Below are 18,663 nucleotides of genomic sequence, written 5' to 3'. Positions count from 1 at the left end.
TGTCTGCGGTGTGTCTGGCGTGCATCAGGAACCTCACAAGAACAACTGCGATGCGTAGGCCAGCGTCGCCCACAGGCCTAGGTGATAGGCGAGTGTGCGCAAACCGGGAATGCCGAAAAGATAGCAAACCGCATGCACGATGCGCGCGCCCAAAAACACCAACGATGCGATGACGGTGATGGTTCCGGACACCTGCAGCTGCATGGCAGCGAGCGCGACTGCGGCAAACGGCAGGAAGTTTTCCAGCAGATTGCGATGCGCACGCTGCGCACGCCCCGCGGCCCCGTCCGGTTCGGCAATGCCCTCGCGATTGCCGATCAACGCCTTGGCACCGACCTGACGCGCATACAGTGAGGAAAACACCAAGGGAAGGCACAGGCACAGCACTGCCAGGGCGGCCACCACACTCAATTCGATCTGCGGGCTCATTGCGCCACCTGTTCAATCGCTGCCACCAGCGCCGCCGGTGCAGTGAGAAAGGGCGAGTGCCCGGTGTCCAGATCGATGGTCATCCGCATCGGTGCGGCGGCAATCATCTGCGACTGAAAACCAGGGCTGAGCGCCTTGTCCTGCAGGGTGCGGATGTACACCCGATCCACGCTGCCGGAGCGCGCCGAAGTCAGCTGCACCGGCGTCATCATCGGCTGCACGGGCTCGTCCACCAGCATGGCCGGCACGGCGGCGCGTTGCGCGGCCGTGGCGTCGTTGGCGAACACCTCCGCGCGTGCCGACGTTGCCACCGACATGACGCCCCTGCTCTTGTCCAACGCGAGATGCGGCGGCAACTGGCTGCCGGTGTCGGCCTGTGCAAGCGCCAGCAGCGTGCGGCCGTCCTGCGGCACGAACGCGGCCAGGTACACCAGCGTCTTGATCCTGGCCGGCGCGGCTTCGGCCACATTGGTGACGGTCACGCCGCCAAAGCTGTGCCCGACCAGCACCACCGGTGCCGTCTCGTCCTTGATCGCGGCCAGTACCGTATCGCGATACGCCGCCAGGCTGATCGCCTCCGCTGCTTGCGAGGCGCCAGGGCGGCCGGGCAGATTCACCGCGATGACGCGGTAGCCGTGCGCACGCAGCTGGCCGGCGACCGGGCGCCAGATCGCAGCGGTTTCCCAGGCGCCGTGCACCAGCACGATGGTGGGGCGCGGCGCCGGCAGCGCCTGCACGGCGGTGGAGCACAGCGCGCACAACAGCAACGCGGCGATGGGAATGCAGGTCGTACGTTTCATGGGGCACCTCGGCTCTGTCGGAATGAACTAAGGTTCCGCTTGCACACCGCGCGACACCATGACCCGGACACCGCCTTCCATGACCGATCCTCCAGCGCCGCAGGCGGCGGGCGATGCCCAGCCCGCGCGCGCCGACATCCTGTCGCAACTGCTCACCTTGATCCGCCTGCAGGGTGATGGCGTGTACAGCGCCGAGCTGGCGGCGGGCGTGCACGCACGGGTGCCGGCCGGGCCATCGCATCTGCATTTTGTCGAGGCGGGCTCGCTGTGGATCACTGCAGATGACGGTGCATCACTGCAGCTGCAGACCGGCGATCTGGTCGTGCTGCCACATGGCCGTGGCCACACGCTGTCGCAAGCGCAGCGCCCGGCACGCAGTGCCGAGGATTTTTTCGCAGCCGACCGGTTCGACCCGGCGCGCCTGAAGATCCGTCACGGCGAGGGCGCGGCGATGGCCAGCGTCATCGGCGGCATCTTTCGCTACGAGCGCCTGCCGTTGCCGCCGATCATGCGGGCGCTACCGACGCTGATCCATATCCCCGGCGATGCCGGACGCGTGCCCGAATGGTTGCGCCTGCTCTCGCATTTCTTGATGGCCGAAGCGCACGAGGTGCGGCCCGGTGCGCAGCTGATGGTCTCGCGCATCATCGATTTGCTGGTGATCCGCGCACTGCGCAGCTGGGCCGAATTGCATCCACAGCAATCGCGCTGGCTCACCAGCGCGGCCGGCGAGCGCGTCGGTCTGGCCTTGCACGCCATCCATGCCGATCCGTATCGCCGCTGGAGCGTGGAGCAGCTCGCCCGGCATGCCGGCCTGTCGCGTTCGCTGCTGGCGCAGCAGTTCGTGCAGGTCACCGGCGAGCCGCCGATGCGCTACATCGCACTGTGGCGGTTGAGCGTGGCCGACGATCTGATCCGCTCCGGCAATGTCGGCGTGGGCGATGCCGCGCGCCGGGTGGGCTATCAGTCCGAAGCCGGTTTCAGCCGCGCATTCAAGGCGTATTTCGGGCATGCACCCAAGCAGGCAAAGCCCTAGCACCGCCGCCCGGGCCCTGCCTGCCAGGCAGACAGGGCCCGGGCTGGCCCGTCCCTCCGTTCCGTCGACGCGCCGGAAGACCGAATCGTCGCCGCGAAATCGCCTGCGCCATCGCTAGAGCGATTCGAAGGCTCCCAGGTCCGGCGCACGCCCGTTGAATGCCGCACCGCTGTCGGCACCGGCATCGATCAACGCACTGCCGGGCGCAAGCGTGGCGAAGGTGATCACCGGAAGATCGCCGTTGGCCTGCCGCGGACGGGTGAGTTGGCGCTCATCCAGGCTGACGAAGTCACGCGCAATCGCCACCAGCGGAATGCTGAAGGAGTTGCGCCCGATCTCGTTGGCCGTGGCGGCGCCCAGGTTGGCGATCTCGGTGCGCGTGCCGTAGCCCAGGTTGTTGGCCAGGGTGTGATCGTAGCCAGCCACGTCGGTGCGATTGTCCGCCAGGGTGGACAGCATGTCGAAGTTGGCGCGCCCATTGCCGATGGCGGTGTTGCTGATCCAGTCCTGCCCACCGATCTGGTGATTGGCATAAAAGCCATTGGTGCGGTTGCCGACCGCCAGATTGAACGCAATGCGGTGGCGCGGCACCGGTTGCGGGTAGACACTGCCGTTGCGTCCAAAACCGCCGGCCTTGAAACCGTTGCCGTCGCCCAGCGGCGTGCCATCGGTATCCAGGCCGTTGCGGAACGCCCAGTTGTGCTCCAGCGTGACCGCTTCCCAGGCATTGATCAGATCGAACCCGTCGTCGCTGTTGTTCCAGGCACGGCTGCCCTCGATGCGGTTGCCCACGCTGCCGGCGGCGCCGGGATGCACACCGAAGCCATCGATGTTGCCGTAGGAAAACGTGTTGAGCCCCTTGTTGTTGTACGCATCGACGTTGCGCACCTGGTTGTTGCTGCCCGCCACCAGATACCAGCCGATCGCCTGCCCATCGTGGATGGCCAGCCGCTCGAAGCGATTGCCGTTGCCGCCCTGCACGCGAAAGGCTTCGGACTGGGTCAGGCGGTCGGCGATGGTGATGCGCACGCCGATCACCTCGAAGCCGCGAAACACGCAGTTGCTGGCGCGGACGCGGAATGCCGCCACTCGGCGATCTGCCGGCGTCACTGCGGAAAAGTCGAACACCGGGCGCTCGTTGGCGGCATTGACGTAGCGGATGCCATCCTTGGTGATGTCATTGACGATGGCGTAGGTGCGCTCGCTCACGCTGACATTCGCGTTGGTGGGGCGATAGGTGCCGCCGCGCAGGTACACCGTGTCGCCGCTGGACGCGGCGGCCTGCGCCGCCATCACGCTGGCAAAGGGCGCGGCCCGCGTGCCGGCATTGCTGTCCGAGCCGGTAGGCGAGACATACCAATCGGCCGCGAGCGCCAGCGAAGTAGGCATGCACACTGCAAGTGCCATTGCCACGACGGCAAGGCGGGAGGTGGTGATCATCGGATGGGTCCCTGGAGCTGGGTGAGTGAGTGGCGGCGGCGCGGTGGGTCGCCGCGGCGAGGGCCGCATCGACGTATCGATTGCAGCCGCGCAGACTAACGATGCTGCGCTGTTGCCACCAGCACTCGGGTTCGGTTTTGGCGACCGATGTTCTTGCGCAGGCGCGCACGCGACACGAAACGTGCGGTAGTCGGCACTTGACCAATCCGGCGTGCGCGGTAAGTCTCGGGCAGTGGCGTGTGGAATTTCCCCCACAGGCATCGATCGGAGAGACCACCCGTGGACCGTCGTACCTTCCTCACCCTGTCCGGCATCGGTGCTGCCGGGCTGCTGCTGCCGCATACGCGCCTGATCGCTGCCGAGCAGCTGCTGGCGCCAAACGATGCGGCCCGCAACCGGCGCTTGTCCGACACCGCGCTCACCACCGCCAAGGCCGCCGGTGCCAGCTACTGCGATGTGCGCGTGGGGCGCTATCTGCGCCAGTTCGTGATCACCCGCGAGGCGCAGGTGGAGAACGTGGTCAACGCCGAGTCCAGTGGCGTGGGGGTGCGCGTGCTGGCCGATGGCGCCTGGGGCTTTGCGGCCACCAACACGTTGACCAGCGATGGCGTGGCCACGGCCACGCGGCAGGCGGTGGCCATCGCCAAAGCGAATGCGCGCTTGGGCGGCACGCCGGTGCAACTGGCGCCGGTGACGCCGGCCGGGCAGGTCAGCTGGAAGACGCCGATCCGGAAGAACGCCATGGAAGTTCCGCTGCAGGACAAGGTGGCGCTGTTGATGGACGTCAATGCCGCTGCGCTCAACGCTGGCGCCACCTTCGTGGCCTCGCGCCTGTTCGCCATCAATGAGCAAAAATATTTCGCCAGCAGCGATGGCTCCTACATCGACCAGGACGTGCATCGTTTGTGGCTCCCTTTCACCGTTACCGCAGTGGACAAGGCCAGCGGCAAGTTCCGCACCCGCGACGGGCTGTCTTCGCCGATGGGCATGGGCTACGAATACCTTGATGGCGATGCCAGCCAGAAGCATCAACTTCCAGGCGGGCTGATCGGCTACGGCCACAGCTACGACGCGCGCGAAGATGCGATTGCCGCGGCAAAGCAGGCGCGCGCCAAACTCACCGCGCCGTCGGTGAAGGCCGGCAAGTACGATCTGGTGATCGACCCGAGCAATCTGTTCCTCACCATCCACGAATCGGTTGGCCACCCATTGGAGCTCGACCGCGTGCTGGGTTACGAGGCCAATTACGCCGGCACCAGCTTCGCTACGCTGGACAAGCGCGATGCCAAGTTCCGTTGGGGCAGCGACGCGGTGACCTTCGTCGCCGACCGCACCCAGCCGGGTAGCCTGGGCGCGGTGGGGTACGACGATGAAGGCGTCAAGACCAAACAGTGGGATCTGGTGCGCGACGGTATCCTGCTCGACTACCAGTGCACGCGCGATCAGGCGCACCTGCTCGGCAAGACGGCCTCCGATGGCTGCAGTTACGCCGACTCGTGGTCCCACGTGCAATTCCAGCGCATGCCCAATGTCTCGCTGGCGGCAGGCAAGCAACCGCTTGGCGTTGCCGAGATGATCAAGAACGTCGAGCGCGGCTTGTACATTCACGGGCGCGGTTCGTACTCGATCGATCAGCAGCGCTACAACGCGCAGTTCGGCGGGCAACTGTTCTACGAAATCGAAAATGGCCAGGTCACGCGGTTGGTGGAAGACGGTGCCTACCAGATTCGCACGCCGGAGTTCTGGAATGCCTGCAGCGCGGTATGCGACCAACGCGATTTCCGCCTGGGCGGCTCGTTCTTCGACGGCAAGGGCCAACCGAGTCAGGTCTCGGCAGTCTCGCATGGGTCATCCACCGCACGCTTTGACGGCATCAACGTGATCAACACCGCGCGCTCGTTGGGGTGAGGGCTGCGAGCAAGCGGTTGGCAGTGTCTTTGGTAAAGCTGTGTTACGTGGAAGTAGGTAGAGCGCTACCATCAACGAGTGTTGGCTGTGGTTTTGTTGAAAAAAATGTCGCGTCGACAGCTTGCAGACTGCTTGTTGAAACCTGTGCGCGCCGACCTCTCCACTGGTCCTTGCCCGCCCACCGTCGCGGGACCCTTGGCGGCATGGATGCCGCCACGGAGCTTACAGGGACGTACTTGCAGCGTGTCCTGCGATGGTGGGCGGGCAAGGGCCCTGCAGCAAATCCGCAGACCATACGCTCTGCGCCGTTGCTGCCCGGATCAAGCAATCAGATAGCAACGCCTGCATCGTGCTTATCGCGAGCGCTTGGTGATCTTCAAGCTTCAAGCCTGATTGAGGGCGCGGTGCCCTCACCGCTCGCGGGACACGCCGTGAATCCGTCCATGGAGGCTCGGTGGCGGCATCCATGCCGCCACACGGTCCCGCAATCGGTAAGGACACCGCACCAGACAGTTGGCTGGTGGTTTATTGAAGAACAGATGGCACCGCGCCAGACCGCTACCGGGTGCTTGTTGAAAACGTTGCGTACCGACCAACTCCACTGGTCCTTGCCCGCTCACCGTCGCGGGACCTTGAGCGGCATGGATGCCGCGCCAGAGCCTCCAGGGACGGATTCACGGCGTGTCCTGCAACGGTGGGCGGGCAAGGGCCCTGCAGCAAAGGCGCAGATGATCCGCTCTCCGCCTGATCTGTCAGTATCGAGCAATCAGATGGCGACGACTGCATCGTGCGTATCGCGATCATTTTTTTCTATTGAAGCCTTGTCGAGGCGAGGACACCACACCAGACAGTTGGCCCGTGGTGTGTTGAAAAACGAAGACGCCGCGTCGCCAGCTTGCCAGCTGCTTGTTGAAACCCGTGCGCACCGACCATCTCCACTGATCTTTTCTCGCCACACCACGCCAGACAGTTGGCTGGTGGTTTTGTTGAAAATCGAAAATGCCATGTTGCTGGTTTCTTTTTGAGGCTCTGCGCAAGACCATCGTGAGCGGCCCTTGCAGCAACGTTGCAGTTGATCCGGCCTGCGACGAATCGACTGCCCTGCGTGGCAAAACGATCGCGCGGTCTGCGTTCCTCCAGCGGCGCTCGCCACATTCGCAGGCAGCCAAGCCGCACCACGCGATGCATGCCGGTATTCCACCTGCTCACGGACCCCTGCCGAAAGTCATTTGACGCAGCAATCATCGCCCGGCAAGAATCGGCGATGCCGCGTGGAGCGCTCCACGCATCACCACACCACCTGCGCGCCGCGCGGGACTATTGGGGAGTTGCCCGTGCAGCGACGTGATTTCCTGGCCCTCACCGGGCTGACCATGGGCGGGCTGATCGTGCCGGCCTATTTCGGCAAGGCGATTGCCGCCGAGCAGTTGTTGACACCCTTCGATGTGGGCCGCAAGAAGCGCCTGGCCGACGCCGGCTTGAACGCTGCGCGTCAGGCCGGAGCGAGCTATTGCGACGTGCGCATTGGCCGCTATCTGCGCCAGTTCGTGATCACCCGCGAAGACAAGGTGCAGAATGTAGTCAACACCGAGTCCATCGGGGCCGGCGTCCGTGTGATCGTGGGCGGTGCATGGGGCTTTGCCGCCACCAACGAGCTCACCGAGCAGGGCGTGGCCAAGGCCGCGGCGCAGGCGGCGGCGATTGCCAAGGCCAACGCCAAGGTGCAAGGCACGCCGGTGCAGCTGGCGCCGACGCCGGGCGTTGGCGAAGTCAGCTGGAAGACGCCGATCAAGAAGAACGCGATGGAAGTGCCGATCAAGGACAAGGTGGACCTGCTGCTCGGCGTGAACGCCGCCGCCACTGCCGCCGGCGCCAACTTCGTCAACTCGATGCTGTTCGTGGTCAACGAACAGAAGTATTTCGCCAGCACCGACGGCTCCTACATCGACCAGGACGTGCACCGTATCTGGGCGCCGATGAGCGTGACCGCCATCGACAAGGCCAGCGGCAAGTTCCGCACCCGCGACGGGCTGTCTGCGCCGATGGGCCTGGGCTACGAATATCTGGATGGCGCCGCGTCCGGCAAGTTCGTCTCGCCCAACGGCGTGGTGAACTACGGCCTGTCCTACGACATGAAGGAAGATGCGATTGCCGCGGCCAAGCAGGCGCAGGAAAAGCTCAAGGCACCGTCGGTGAAGCCGGGCAAGTACGACCTGGTGCTGGACCCCTCGCACACCTGGCTCACCATCCACGAATCGGTCGGCCACCCGCTGGAGTTGGACCGTGTGCTCGGCTACGAAGCCAACTTTGCCGGCACCAGTTTTGCCACGCTGGACAAGCTCAAGGCCGGTTTCCAGTACGGCAGCGACAAGGTGCACATCCTCGCCGACAAGACCCAGCCCGGCAGCCTGGGCGCGGTGGGTTACGACGATGAAGGCGTCAAGACCAAGCAGTGGGATCTGATCCGCGACGGCAAGCTGGTGGACTACCAGGCCATCCGCGATCAGGCGCATATCCTGGGCAAGACCGCCTCCGATGGCTGTTGCTATGCCGACTCGTGGTCGAGCGTGCAGTTCCAGCGCATGGCCAATGTCTCGCTGGCCGCCGGCAAGACGCCGCTGAGCGTGAGCGATTTGATCAAGAACGTCGAAAACGGCATCTACATCATCGGCGATGGCTCGTTCTCCATCGACCAGCAGCGCTACAACGCGCAGTTCGGTGGTCAGCTGTTCTACGAAATCAAGAACGGCGCGATCACCCGCATGCTCGAAGACGTGGCCTACCAGATCCGTACCCCGGAATTCTGGAACGCCTGCAGCGCCGTGGCCGATCAACGCGACTACCGCCTGGGTGGTTCCTTCTTCGACGGCAAGGGCCAGCCGAGCCAGTCCTCGGCAGTCTCGCATGGGTCGTCCACCGCCCGTTTCGACGGCATCAACGTCATCAACACCGCCCGCTCGCTCGGCTGACAGGAGAAACCCACATGAGCATCCTTACCGAAGCGCAGGCCAAGGCCATTCTGGACAAGGTCATCAAGCTGTCCAAGGCCGACGAGTGCACCGCAACGCTCACCGGCTCGATCGACGGCAATATCCGTTTTGCGCTCAACAATGTGTCCACCAGCGGCATCGTCGACAACACCGACCTGCAGGTGCAGGTGGCGTTTGGCAAGCGCGTGGGCATCGCCACCATCAACGAGTTCGACGACGCCTCGCTGGAACGTGTGGTGCGCCGTGCCGAAGACCTGGCGCGGCTGGCACCGGAAAACCCGGAGTTCATGCCGGCGGTCGACAAGCAGACCTACAAACCCAGCCCCACCTTCAGCGAGTCCACGGCAGCGGTGGACCCGGCGTTCCGCGCGCAGGTGGCCGCCGATTCGATTGCACCGTGCAAGGGCAAGGGCCTGATCGCCGCCGGCTTTCTGGAAGATGGCCAGAGCTTCACCGCGTTTGCCAACAGCAAGGGCAACTTCGGTTACCAGCGCGGCGCACGCTTCGACTACACCTGCACGGTGCGCACCGAGGATGGCCGCGGCTCGGGCTGGGTGGGCCGCAACCTGAAGGATGCCGCCGACTTCAAGGCCGAGCAGGACATCCGCATTGCGATGCGCAAGGCCAGCGATTCGTCCGAGGCCAAGGCACTGGAACCGGGCAAGTACACGGTGATCCTGGAGCCGGCCGCGGCGGCCGGGCTGATCTCCTTCATGATGAATTTCTTCGACGCACGCCGCGCCGATGAAGGCCGCAGCTTCCTGTCCAAGAAGGGCGGCGGCAACAAGCTCGGCGAGCAGGTCTACGACCCGCGTGTGAACATCACCGCCGACCCGTGGGATGCGCGCGCGGCGGTGCTGCCGTGGGACGAAGAAGGCCTGCCGCGCGAGAAGATGGCCATCGTGGAAAACGGCAAGATCGCCAACCTGCAGTATTCGCGTTTCTGGGCGCAGAAGAACGGCAAGCGTGCGGTCGGCGAGCCGGGCAACCTGTTGATGGCCGGTGGCGACAAGAACATTGCCGAGCTGGTGCGCGGTACCGAGAAAGGCATCCTGGTCACACGTACCTGGTACATCCGCATGGTCGATCCGCAGACCGTGCTGCTCACCGGGCTCACCCGCGATGGCACGTTCTACATCGAGAACGGACAGATCAAGTACCCGGTGAAGAATTTCCGCTTCAACGAATCGCCGGTGATCATGCTCAACAACATCGACGAACTCGGCAAGCCGGTGCGCGTGGCTGGCGACGAATCCAGCTTCGTGATGATGATTCCGCCGATGCGGCTGCGCGATTTTACGTTTACCTCGCTGTCGGATGCGGTGTGAGTAAGAGCCGGGAATTGGGAGTGGGGAATCGGGAATGGGAGAGCAAGAGCTGCTCCGCTCGACCTGAGTGTTCACCAGCGCTTCCGGTTCCCGGTCCCCTGCCGTCGCCGACACCGCGCCGCCACTTTCTCGGTCTGCTGCTCGGTAGCGTCGCCACGTTGGCGTTGCCGCAGCGCGCGAGTGCGGCCGGTAGTTACGATTTCTGGTTCACCCGGCTGCGCTATGAATCCGGCGATTGGGACGTGGACGCGCGCATGCCGTTCAACCTGATCACCTCATTGATCGATTACACGCAATTGCGCGTGGACCCGGAGGAACATGTGCTGGATCTGGCCGACCCGCGCATGCTGCAGGCGCCGTTCTGCTATCTGTCCGGGCACAAGCTGGTGGAGTTCAATCCGGCCGAGCGGCGCAATTTCGAGCACTACGTGCGCAATGGCGGCTTCGTGTTCGTGGACGACTGCAATCACGATATCGATGGCTTGTTCGCCACCTCGTTCGAAGCGCAGATGGCCTCCATCTTCGGCAAGACCGCACTGCAGAAGTTGCCCAAGTCGCATCGCCTCTACAGCGCGTTCTTCAAGTTCCCCGATGGCCCGCCGGCCACCAGCTTCGAGCTCAATGGCTGGGGCGATGACCTGGTGCACGATTACCTCAAGGGCATCAGCATCGACGGCCGGCTGGGAGTGCTGTACAGCAACAAGGATTACGGCTGCGAATGGGATTACGACTGGCGCAACAAGCGCTTCCTGGCCGAAGACAACACCCGCTTCGGCGTCAACATCGTGATGTATGCGTTGACCAACTGACATCGATCCGTAGGAGCGCGCTTGCGCGCGATGAGGCTTTATCGGTAACGCCGCATCGCGCGCCAGCGCGCTCCTACAGGAATCGCGGGAGATTTTTTTTGTCAAGGTATGACATCCACCGCCAGCCATCCGCCGTCGCATACGCCAGCCGCGTACGCCTTTGTAGGAGCGCGCTTGCGCGCGATGCCGTATCGATAACGCCACATCGCGCGCCAGCGCGCTCCTACGCCAGCAGCCACATAACGAGACGTTTCCCATGACTTCCCCCAACGAAGACACCCTCAGCGCCCAGCTCTCGCAACTTGGCGCACTGCGCGCCGCGCTGGCCCAGGCCGTGGTCGGGCAGGACGCGGTGGTGGAACAACTGTTGATCGGCCTGCTGGCCGGCGGCCATTGCCTGCTGGAAGGCGCGCCCGGCCTGGGCAAGACGCTGCTGGTGCGTTCGCTGGGCCAGGCATTGGAGCTGCAATTCCGCCGCGTGCAATTCACCCCCGACCTGATGCCCAGCGACATCCTGGGCACCGAGTTGCTGGAAGAAGACCATGGCACCGGGCATCGGCATTTCCGTTTCCAGCAGGGCCCGATCTTCACCAACCTGCTGCTGGCCGACGAGCTCAATCGCACTCCGCCCAAGACCCAGGCGGCGCTGCTGGAGGCGATGAGCGAGCGCACCGTCAGTTATGCCGGCACCACCTATGCGTTGCCGTCGCCGTTCTTCGTGCTGGCCACGCAGAACCCGATCGAACAGGCCGGCACCTACCCGTTGCCGGAAGCGCAGCTGGATCGTTTTTTGCTGCATGTGCGGGTGGATTACCCCAGCGAGCAGGAAGAGCGCGACATCCTCAGCCAGACCACCGGCAGCGCCAGCGCGCAGGTGCCCAAGGTGATGGACGCGGCCAGTGTGCAGGCGCTGCAGCGACAGGTGCGCGATGTGCATGTGGGCGCGGAGCTGCTGACCTGGATCAACCGCCTGGTGCGTGCCAGCCGGCCCGGCCCGCAGGCCGGCGACGCGGTGCGGCAGTGGGTCAAGTGGGGCGCCGGCCCGCGCGCCGGGCAATCGCTGGTGCTGGCGTCCAAGGCCCGTGCCTTGCTGCACGGCCGCCTGGCTGCCACCCGCGAGGATGTGCTGGCGCTGGCGGCACCGGTGATGCGCCATCGCCTGCTGCTGTCGTTTGCCGCCGAGGCCGCACAGCGCAGCGCCGACGATGTGGTCGCCGCGCTGCTGCATGCCGTGCCGTACCCGGGCTGAGCGCAGCGACATGCACGCCCCGTTGCCGGCGCTGATTCCAGCCGACGTGCGCAGCCGCCTGCGCGGCCTGCAGCTGCGGGCGCGTCAGGCCCAGGGCGGCCACGGCATCGGCCAGCACGCCAGCCGCAGCCGCGGCGCCGGTCTGGAATTCGCCCAATACCGCGCTTACGAACCGGGCGATGCGCTGCGCCAGATCGATTGGAAGCTGTACGCACGCTCGGACCGCTTTTTCGTGCGCGAAGCCGAGCGCGAAAGCCCGCTCACCGTGTGGCTGCTGCTCGATGCCACCGCATCGGCCGGGCAGGCCGACAGCGCGCGCCCGGACCACACCCGCCTGCACACGATGGCCACGCTGGCCGCCTGTGCGGCAGAGGTGGCGCTGCAGCAAGGCGATCGCGTCGGGCTGTATGCCTTGCATGGCGGCGGCCTGGTGGCGGTGCCGGCCGGTGTCGGCAGCCGCCAGCGCGACCGGCTGTGGCTGGCCTTGCACGGCCTGCGCGCCGGTGGCCGCTGGCCGGGGCTGGATGCGGTGCGTCCGTTATGGGAACGCATCGCCGCACACGACCTGCTGCTGTCCATCGGCGACGGCTTCGATGAAGAACTGGCCAGCGCACTGGAAAAATTCGCCGCCGCCCGCCGCGACGTAGTGCAGCTGCAGGTGCTGACCTGCGATGAGCGCGATTTCCCGTTCGATGGCGGCCACCGCTTCCGCGACCCGGAAACCGGCGAGGAGCTGCTCGGCGATGGCGCGGCGATGCGCGCCGACTACCTGCAGCGCTTTGCCGCCGCCCAGCGCGCGCGTCAGGCACGCTGGCAGGCCGCCGGCATCGCGCACGCCGTGCACTATCTGGATGCACCGCCCGACGCCACCCTGCGCCAGGTGTTTGCCCGGGGCATGACGCGATGAGCGTGCGGGCGCAGCGCGCCGTGCGGCGGGCGTGGTTGGCGGCCAGCCGGTCAGCGGCCGGCACCCCCGCGGCGCAGCTGCACCGTCCACGCTCGTGCAGCGCAGCCGCGGCACGGCCGTGTTGCGGCAACGCCGGAGCGTGGCGGTGAACCTGCTGCTGCTCTTCCCCGCCGGGCTGGCCGCACTGGCGGCCCTGCTGATGCCGCTGCTGATCCATCTGGCGCGGCGTAGCGAGCACCGGCCCACCGACTTTGCCGCGCTGCGCTGGTTGCGGGCACTGCCGCGCCCGCGTCACCGCGTGCGCCTGGACGAGCTGCCGTTGCTGCTGGTGCGCTTGCTGCTGCTGGCCGTCGTCGCGCTGCTGCTGGCCGAGCCGGCCATGCGCGAGCATGACGATGCACGCCCGCGTGTCGCGCTCAGCCCGGGGGTCGATATGGCCGCCGCACGCCAGCTCGGCCACGCCGCGAACGCGCAGTGGGTGTGGCTGGCACCGGGTTTCCCGCCGGTCAATGCAGATGCGAATGCCGATACCCCGACGACATCCGCCACACCCGCCAATGCCGCACAGCCAGTCTCCAGCCTTTTGCGCGAACTCGATGCCAGCCTGCCGCTGGGCGCCGCGCTCAGCGTCATCGTACCGGCCCAATGGGGCCCGCTGGATGCGCAACGCCTGCAGTTATCGCGCCAGGTGCGCTGGCACGTGGTGCCCGGCCAATCACCGGTGACGGCGCGCGCCGCTGCCGCGCCGCTGCGCCTGCAGGCGATTGCCGACGACGACGCCGCACCGGCCTTGCGCTATCTGCGCGCTGTGCATGCCGCTTGGGCGCTACCGGGCAGCCTGGCAGTGGGCACGCCGGCCGCTGCCCAGCCGGCGCGCTGGACTCCCGGCACGGTGGTGGCTTGGCTGCCGCACAGCGCCCCGCCCGCGCCGGTGATGGCCTGGGTCGCGGCCGGCGGCCAGTTGCTGGTGGATGCGCAGACACCCCTCCCGGCCGACCTCGCCGCCACGTTGCAGCCGGTGCAACAGGCGGCCTCCGGCGAACCAGTGATCGATGCCGCAGCACTCGGCCGCGGACGCGTGCTGCGGTGGGCTGCGCCGCTGCAGCCGCAGCAACTGCCCGCGCTGCTGGAGGCCGATTTCCCAACCCGGCTGCACGACACCCTGCAGCCGGCGCCCACACCACAGCGCGCGCTGGCGCAGACCCAGCAACCGCAGCGCGGTGCCGCTACGCGCCTGAGCACCGCACCCTGGCCGCTGGCGCCGTGGCTGATCGGCCTGGTGCTGCTGCTGTTCGCGCTCGAACGCTGGCTCGCCACCTCGCCGCGCCGGGCCAACGCCGCATGAGCACGCCGGCACTGCAGCAGGCGTGGCGGGCGGCACGGCGGCGCCAGGCCGCAGGTGTGCTGCTGTTCGGGCTGCCGCTGGCGGCGGTGCCGGCGGCACTGGCGTGGCGGGCCGGTGCGCCGGCAGCGGTGATTCCGCTGCTGCTCCTGGGCCTGCTGGCAGTGCTCGGCGTGGCAGCGCTGGAGGCGCGTCGGCTCGACCAGGCCTGGCTGATCCGCCGGCTGGACCGCGAGCCGGATCTGGACGACAGCAGCGACCTGCTGTTCGCACCCGCCGCGCAGCTGAACCCGCTGCAGGCCCTGCAGCGCCAGCGGCTGGAGCAGCGCCTGCGCAGCTCCCCGCGCGACCTGCGCCCGGCCTGGCCGTGGCGGCGCGCCTGGCCATGGAGCCTGCTGGGGCTGATCGCCTGCGGCACGCTCGTGCTGTGGCCGCCGCGCCCGCACCCGCCTGCCACAGGCAGCGACCGCGTGGCCGCGGCGCGTGCCGATCGCGGCGCCCCGGTGTTGCGTCAGGCGCAGCTGCGCAGCAGCCCGCCCGCGTATACCGGCCTGCCGGCGGCACGCCTGCCTGGGCTGGATGCGCGGGTGCCCGCCGGCACCCGGCTGGACTGGCAACTGCAGGTCAGCCCGGCGCCGCGCAGCGTGGCGCTGCGGCTCAGCGACGGCCGCCTGATCCCGCTTGCCCGGCAGGGCGGCAGCGACCACTGGCAAGGCCACTGGATCGCCGAACGCCCCAGTCTGTATCGCATCCTGATCGACAACGCCCCGGCCGACCGCCAGCTGCATCGGCTGGACGTGCGTGCCGACCGTCCACCGCAGGTGCGTGTGCTCGCGCCCGAGCAGAGCCTGGTGCTGTGGACGCCGGCCAATGGCAGCTGGGCGCTGCGCTTCGAAGCCAGCGACGATTACGCCGTGGCCGCCAGCGCCGAGCTGCGCCTCACCCTGGCCCAGGGCAGCGGCGAAAACATCACCTTCACCACCCAGCGCCGCACGCTCACCGGCAGCGGCCCGGCCACCCGCCGCAGCTTCGCCACCACCCTGCAGCCGCAGGCCCTGGGCATGGCGGCCGGCGACGACCTGATCGCCCAGCTCATCGTCCACGACACCCGCCAGCCCGGCCCACAGGAAGGCCGCAGCGCCAGCGTGATCCTGCGCTGGCCGCCGCCGGAGCAGACCATGGCCACCAGCCTGGAGGCCAGCGTCAAGCAGACCCTGCCGGCGTACTTCCGCAGCCAGCGCCAGATCATCATCGACGCCGAGGCGCTGCTGAAGGAACAGCCGCGCCTGGACGCGGCCACGTTCCTCAAGCGCTCCGACGCCATCGGCGTGGACCAGCGCCTGCTGCGGCTGCGCTACGGCCAGTTCCTGGGCGAAGAGAGCGAAGGCGCGCCGCAAGGTCCGCCGACCGCCGACGCGCCACCCACCAGCGACGCCCCCGCCGACGATCTGCCCACTGCCGACATGCCCACCGCCGACGCGCCAAGCGCGCCCGCCGCTGCTGCAGACACCCACGCGCACGCCGGGCATGACCACGACGATCCCGACAAGGCCAGCACCGCCGAACCCGGCGCCGCCGCGCTGGACGACCACGACCACGATCACGGCGGCGGTAACGGCCGGCCCGAACGCAGCAGCTTTGGCCAGGCGGAAAACGTGCTGGCCGAGTACGGCCATACCCATGATCACGCCGAGGCCGCCACCCTGCTCGACCCGCAGACCCGCGCCCTGCTGCGCGCTGCGCTGGACCAGATGTGGCAGTCCGAAGGCGAGCTGCGCCAGGGCCACCCCGAGCGCGCCCTGCCCTACGCCAACAAGGCGCTGGGCTTCATCAAGCAGGTGCAGCAGGCCGAGCGCATCTATCTGGCGCGGGTCGGCACGCAGCTACCGCCGATCGACCCCAGCCGGCGCATGAGCGGCAAGCGCGATGGCATCGGCCCCGGCCCCGATGCGCTGGATGCGCGCACCCGCCCCGACCCGCAACCGATGGCGCTGTGGCAGGCCCTGGGCGAAGCCGCACCCATGCACGATGCCGCCGCGCTGGATGCCTTCGCGCGCTGGCTGGCCACCCACGAGCGCCAGCTCGATGCGCCGCTGGATCTGGCCGCCGCCGTCGAGACCCTGCGTGCCACGCCCGACTGCGCCCGTTGCCGGCAGCACCTGCGCGCGCTGCTCTGGCCGGTGCTGGTGCGCCCACCGGCCGCCGTGCAGCCGCGCACGGCCCCCGATGCCGGCGGCCAGCGGTATCTGGATGCCTTGCACGCACAGGAGCGCCGCTGATGCCGGCCTGGTTCGTCATGGTCCTGCTGGCCCTGATCACGCTGCTGGCGTGGTGGCGCCTGCGCGCTGCGCGCATCGCCGGCTGGCGCAAGGCTGCCCTGCTCGCCCTGCAACCGCTGTGCGCCGCGCTGCTGTACTGCACGCTGCTCCCGCCGCCGCTTCCCGGCCGCAGCGGCACCCTGGTGGTGGCCACCGCCGGCGCCGGCATGGCCTCGCTCGCGCTGGCGCCCGGCGACCGTCTCATCGCGCTGCCCGAAGCACCGCCCGGCCTGCGCAACGCCGAGCGCATGCCCGATCTGGCCACCGCACTGCGCCGCCATCCCGGCACCACCGGGCTGCGCATCGTTGGCGCCGGCCTGCCCGCGCGCGACCGCGACGCGGCACGTGGCTGGCCGCTGCACTACAGCGCGCCGCCCTCCACCCCGGGCCTGACCGAGCTGGTCACCCCGCCGCTGGCGGCGCCGGGTGACGACGTGGCCATCGCTGGCCGCATCACCGGCCTGCCCGCGGCCACCGTCGAACTGCTGGATCCGGCCGGCCGCCGCGTGGACCTGGTCGCCCCCGACAGCGCCGGACGTTTCCGGCTCACCGGAAGCGTGCGCGCCGCCGGCGACAGCGTCTTCGTGGTGCGCGTGCTCGGCCCGGACGGGCGCCCGCGCGACCGGGCCGATGTGCCGGTGTCGGCCGTCGATACGCCTGCCGCCGCCCTGTGGATCCTTGCCGGCGCGCCGCAGCCGGAGCTCAAGTACCTGCGCCGCTGGGCACACGACGCCGGCCTGCAGCTGCACAGCCAGATCGCCACCGGCGGCGGCGCACAGTTGGGCGACGCCCCACGGGTGCTGGACGCCGCCACGCTGGACCGCACCGACCTGCTGGTCATCGACGAACGTGCCCTGGCCGCGCTGTCGCGCGCGCAACGCATGATGCTGCGCGCCGCGGTCGAGCGCGGCCTAGGCCTGCTGCTGCGCCTGACCGGACCACTGGATGCCGTACAACGCAGTGCCATTGCCGAGCTTGGTCTGCCGCTGCGTGGCGATGACGCCGGCGCGCCGGTGCAGATGGCGGCTGCCCTTGCGCCGCAGCCTGCCTCGGCGATGCCGCAGCAACCCGCTACAGGGACCGACGGGAGCGCAGTGTCGGCATTGCCCGTACTGGAACGTCGCACCGTGGTCCCAAATGCAGACGACGCCATCGCCGTGCTGCGCGCCGCCAACGGCACGCCATCGGCGTGGTGGCGTGCCGTTGGGCGCGGACGGATCGGCCTGATCACCCTCACCGACAGCTACCGCCTGGTGCTGCAGGGCCAGCCCGCACTGCACGCCGCGCTGTGGAGCCAGACGCTCTCGCCCCTGGCCCGCGCCCACCCCGCACCACGCCTGGCCACCCGCACCGGCTGGCGCAACCAGCGCATCGGCGTGTGCAACCTGGGCAGCGCAGCGCAGTTGCAGGCGCCCGACGGCACCACTGCCCCGTTGCCACCGGACCCGGCCACCGGACCGGCCGCCTGCGCCGGCCTCTGGCCAGAGCACACCGGCTGGTATCGCTGGCAGGACGCGCAACGCGGTGGTGCCCTTTACATCCGTGCCCCCGCCGACGCCCCCGCGCTGTCTGCCAACACGCAACGCGACGCCACCCTGGCGCTGGTCACCCCCAGCAATGCCACCCGCCAGGCGCAGCCCGCACCGCAGCCCGGCCCCCGCTGGCCGTGGTGGCTGGGGTTTGTAGTGGCCGCCGCGCTGCTGTGGTGGCTGGAGCGGTGGCGTGCGGATCGCCCGGTGCCTGCGGGCAGGCAGGGGTAGGCGTCACCCCGCGCGTGGCCGGCGTGCGCTGGCTTCCCGCGCGCCACTGCGGGCACGCGCGGTCGCTGTGTCGCTGCGGGCCTGGGTCGGTTCAATGCACAGCTCAGCACCGATGCCGTTTGCTGCGTGCGCCGCACATCGCCGGCAGGAAGGGGTGCAGTGCGAGGCGTTCACGGCCGTCACTTGGGGCGAGCATCGCTTGCGCGGCATTGGCGCGTGTGCGTTGGAGCGCCTGCGCTGCCAGCGCGGGCCGGGCGCGGAGCGGGAATTGGGGTGAAGGTACGGGCGAAGCCTGGTTGGCACGCACTGCAGGCTTCGCCCGAACCCTCATCCGCCCTTCGGGCACC

The 18,663-nt window shown here is 68.1% G+C and carries 14 protein-coding genes; 10 read left to right on the top strand and 4 right to left on the bottom strand.

What is annotated here, in order from left to right; genetic code table 11:
- Window positions 1-33 precede the first annotated feature (33 nt).
- A complete protein-coding gene (locus ACCQ12_RS00530) occupies window positions 34-429 on the bottom strand; it encodes an MAPEG family protein (RefSeq protein WP_372382667.1) in 396 nt (131 codons plus the stop codon).
- Window positions 426-1,229, bottom strand: a complete 804-nt coding sequence (locus tag ACCQ12_RS00525) for an alpha/beta fold hydrolase (protein ID WP_372382666.1) — start codon at window positions 1,227-1,229, stop codon at window positions 426-428. Before ACCQ12_RS00525 ends, ACCQ12_RS00530 begins: the two co-directional genes overlap by 4 nt.
- Before the next feature lie 79 nt (window positions 1,230-1,308).
- Between ACCQ12_RS00525 and ACCQ12_RS00520 the strand changes: the two genes are divergently transcribed.
- Window positions 1,309-2,265 (top strand): AraC family transcriptional regulator, encoded by a 957-nt coding sequence (locus ACCQ12_RS00520; RefSeq protein WP_372382665.1) that lies wholly within the window; start codon window positions 1,309-1,311, stop codon window positions 2,263-2,265.
- Window positions 2,266-2,379: 114 nt separating this feature from the next.
- On the opposite strand, the gene ACCQ12_RS00515 is transcribed toward ACCQ12_RS00520, so the two are convergent.
- Window positions 2,380-3,654, bottom strand: a complete 1,275-nt coding sequence (locus ACCQ12_RS00515; RefSeq protein ID WP_372382664.1) for a right-handed parallel beta-helix repeat-containing protein — start codon at window positions 3,652-3,654, stop codon at window positions 2,380-2,382.
- A gap of 330 nt (window positions 3,655-3,984) precedes the next feature.
- On the opposite strand from ACCQ12_RS00515, the gene ACCQ12_RS00510 reads away from it, so the two are divergent.
- Window positions 3,985-5,613, top strand: coding sequence for a TldD/PmbA family protein (locus ACCQ12_RS00510; RefSeq protein ID WP_372382663.1), 1,629 nt, complete (start codon window positions 3,985-3,987; stop codon window positions 5,611-5,613).
- A gap of 766 nt (window positions 5,614-6,379) precedes the next feature.
- Here ACCQ12_RS00510 and ACCQ12_RS00505 read toward each other — a convergent pair.
- Window positions 6,380-6,619, bottom strand: coding sequence for a hypothetical protein (locus tag ACCQ12_RS00505; protein WP_186005709.1), 240 nt, complete (start codon window positions 6,617-6,619; stop codon window positions 6,380-6,382).
- A gap of 328 nt (window positions 6,620-6,947) precedes the next feature.
- Between ACCQ12_RS00505 and ACCQ12_RS00500 the strand changes: the two genes are divergently transcribed.
- The 8 genes from ACCQ12_RS00500 (at window position 6,948) to ACCQ12_RS00465 (ending at window position 18,316) form a co-directional block, all read left to right on the top strand.
- Window positions 6,948-8,582 carry a metallopeptidase TldD-related protein gene (locus tag ACCQ12_RS00500; RefSeq protein WP_166744761.1) on the top strand — a complete coding sequence of 545 codons (1,635 nt, stop codon included), beginning with the start codon at window positions 6,948-6,950 and terminating at the stop codon, window positions 8,580-8,582.
- 14 nt (window positions 8,583-8,596) lie between these two features.
- Window positions 8,597-9,931: a TldD/PmbA family protein gene (locus tag ACCQ12_RS00495; protein WP_047693260.1), complete on the top strand. Its 1,335-nt coding sequence runs from the start codon at window positions 8,597-8,599 to the stop codon at window positions 9,929-9,931.
- Window positions 9,928-10,740: a DUF4159 domain-containing protein gene (locus tag ACCQ12_RS00490; protein WP_372382662.1), complete on the top strand. Its 813-nt coding sequence runs from the start codon at window positions 9,928-9,930 to the stop codon at window positions 10,738-10,740. The genes ACCQ12_RS00495 and ACCQ12_RS00490 overlap by 4 nt, the downstream gene beginning before the upstream one ends.
- Before the next feature lie 256 nt (window positions 10,741-10,996).
- A complete protein-coding gene (locus ACCQ12_RS00485; protein ID WP_179453301.1) occupies window positions 10,997-11,989 on the top strand; it encodes an AAA family ATPase in 993 nt (330 codons plus the stop codon).
- Window positions 11,990-11,999: 10 nt separating this feature from the next.
- Window positions 12,000-12,896 carry a DUF58 domain-containing protein gene (locus ACCQ12_RS00480; RefSeq protein WP_039563677.1) on the top strand — a complete coding sequence of 299 codons (897 nt, stop codon included), beginning with the start codon at window positions 12,000-12,002 and terminating at the stop codon, window positions 12,894-12,896.
- Window positions 12,897-13,041: 145 nt separating this feature from the next.
- The gene (locus tag ACCQ12_RS00475) at window positions 13,042-14,241 is read left to right on the top strand and encodes a BatA domain-containing protein (protein ID WP_372382661.1); all 1,200 of its coding nucleotides are present in this window, start codon (window positions 13,042-13,044) and stop codon (window positions 14,239-14,241) included.
- The gene (locus ACCQ12_RS00470; protein ID WP_372382660.1) at window positions 14,238-16,517 is read left to right on the top strand and encodes a hypothetical protein; all 2,280 of its coding nucleotides are present in this window, start codon (window positions 14,238-14,240) and stop codon (window positions 16,515-16,517) included. The genes ACCQ12_RS00475 and ACCQ12_RS00470 overlap by 4 nt, the downstream gene beginning before the upstream one ends.
- A complete protein-coding gene (locus ACCQ12_RS00465) occupies window positions 16,517-18,316 on the top strand; it encodes an amino acid adenylation domain-containing protein (protein ID WP_372382659.1) in 1,800 nt (599 codons plus the stop codon). The genes ACCQ12_RS00470 and ACCQ12_RS00465 overlap by 1 nt, the downstream gene beginning before the upstream one ends.
- The last annotated feature ends 347 nt before the right edge of the window (window positions 18,317-18,663 follow it).

This window comes from Xanthomonas sp. NCPPB 1068 (assembly GCF_041479385.2).
Lineage (GTDB): Bacteria > Pseudomonadota > Gammaproteobacteria > Xanthomonadales > Xanthomonadaceae > Xanthomonas > Xanthomonas cannabis.
The sequence above is the reverse complement of the archived record's forward strand: the minus strand, read 5'-3'. Positions and strand labels throughout refer to the sequence as shown.

What these genes read in the sequence shown, in the direction of transcription:
- ACCQ12_RS00530 (WP_372382667.1), bottom strand. Translation starts at nt 429, where the DNA reads ATGAGCCCGCAGATCGAATTGAGTGTGGTGGCCGCCCTGGCAGTGCTG.
- ACCQ12_RS00525 (WP_372382666.1), bottom strand. Translation starts at nt 1,229, where the DNA reads ATGAAACGTACGACCTGCATTCCCATCGCCGCGTTGCTGTTGTGCGCG.
- ACCQ12_RS00520 (WP_372382665.1), top strand. Translation starts at nt 1,309, where the DNA reads ATGACCGATCCTCCAGCGCCGCAGGCGGCGGGCGATGCCCAGCCCGCG.
- ACCQ12_RS00515 (WP_372382664.1), bottom strand. Translation starts at nt 3,654, where the DNA reads ATGCCTACTTCGCTGGCGCTCGCGGCCGATTGGTATGTCTCGCCTACC.
- ACCQ12_RS00505 (WP_186005709.1), bottom strand. Translation starts at nt 6,619, where the DNA reads ATGGCATTTTCGATTTTCAACAAAACCACCAGCCAACTGTCTGGCGTG.
- ACCQ12_RS00495 (WP_047693260.1), top strand. Translation starts at nt 8,597, where the DNA reads ATGAGCATCCTTACCGAAGCGCAGGCCAAGGCCATTCTGGACAAGGTC.
- ACCQ12_RS00485 (WP_179453301.1), top strand. Translation starts at nt 10,997, where the DNA reads ATGACTTCCCCCAACGAAGACACCCTCAGCGCCCAGCTCTCGCAACTT.
- ACCQ12_RS00480 (WP_039563677.1), top strand. Translation starts at nt 12,000, where the DNA reads ATGCACGCCCCGTTGCCGGCGCTGATTCCAGCCGACGTGCGCAGCCGC.
- ACCQ12_RS00470 (WP_372382660.1), top strand. Translation starts at nt 14,238, where the DNA reads ATGAGCACGCCGGCACTGCAGCAGGCGTGGCGGGCGGCACGGCGGCGC.
- ACCQ12_RS00465 (WP_372382659.1), top strand. Translation starts at nt 16,517, where the DNA reads ATGCCGGCCTGGTTCGTCATGGTCCTGCTGGCCCTGATCACGCTGCTG.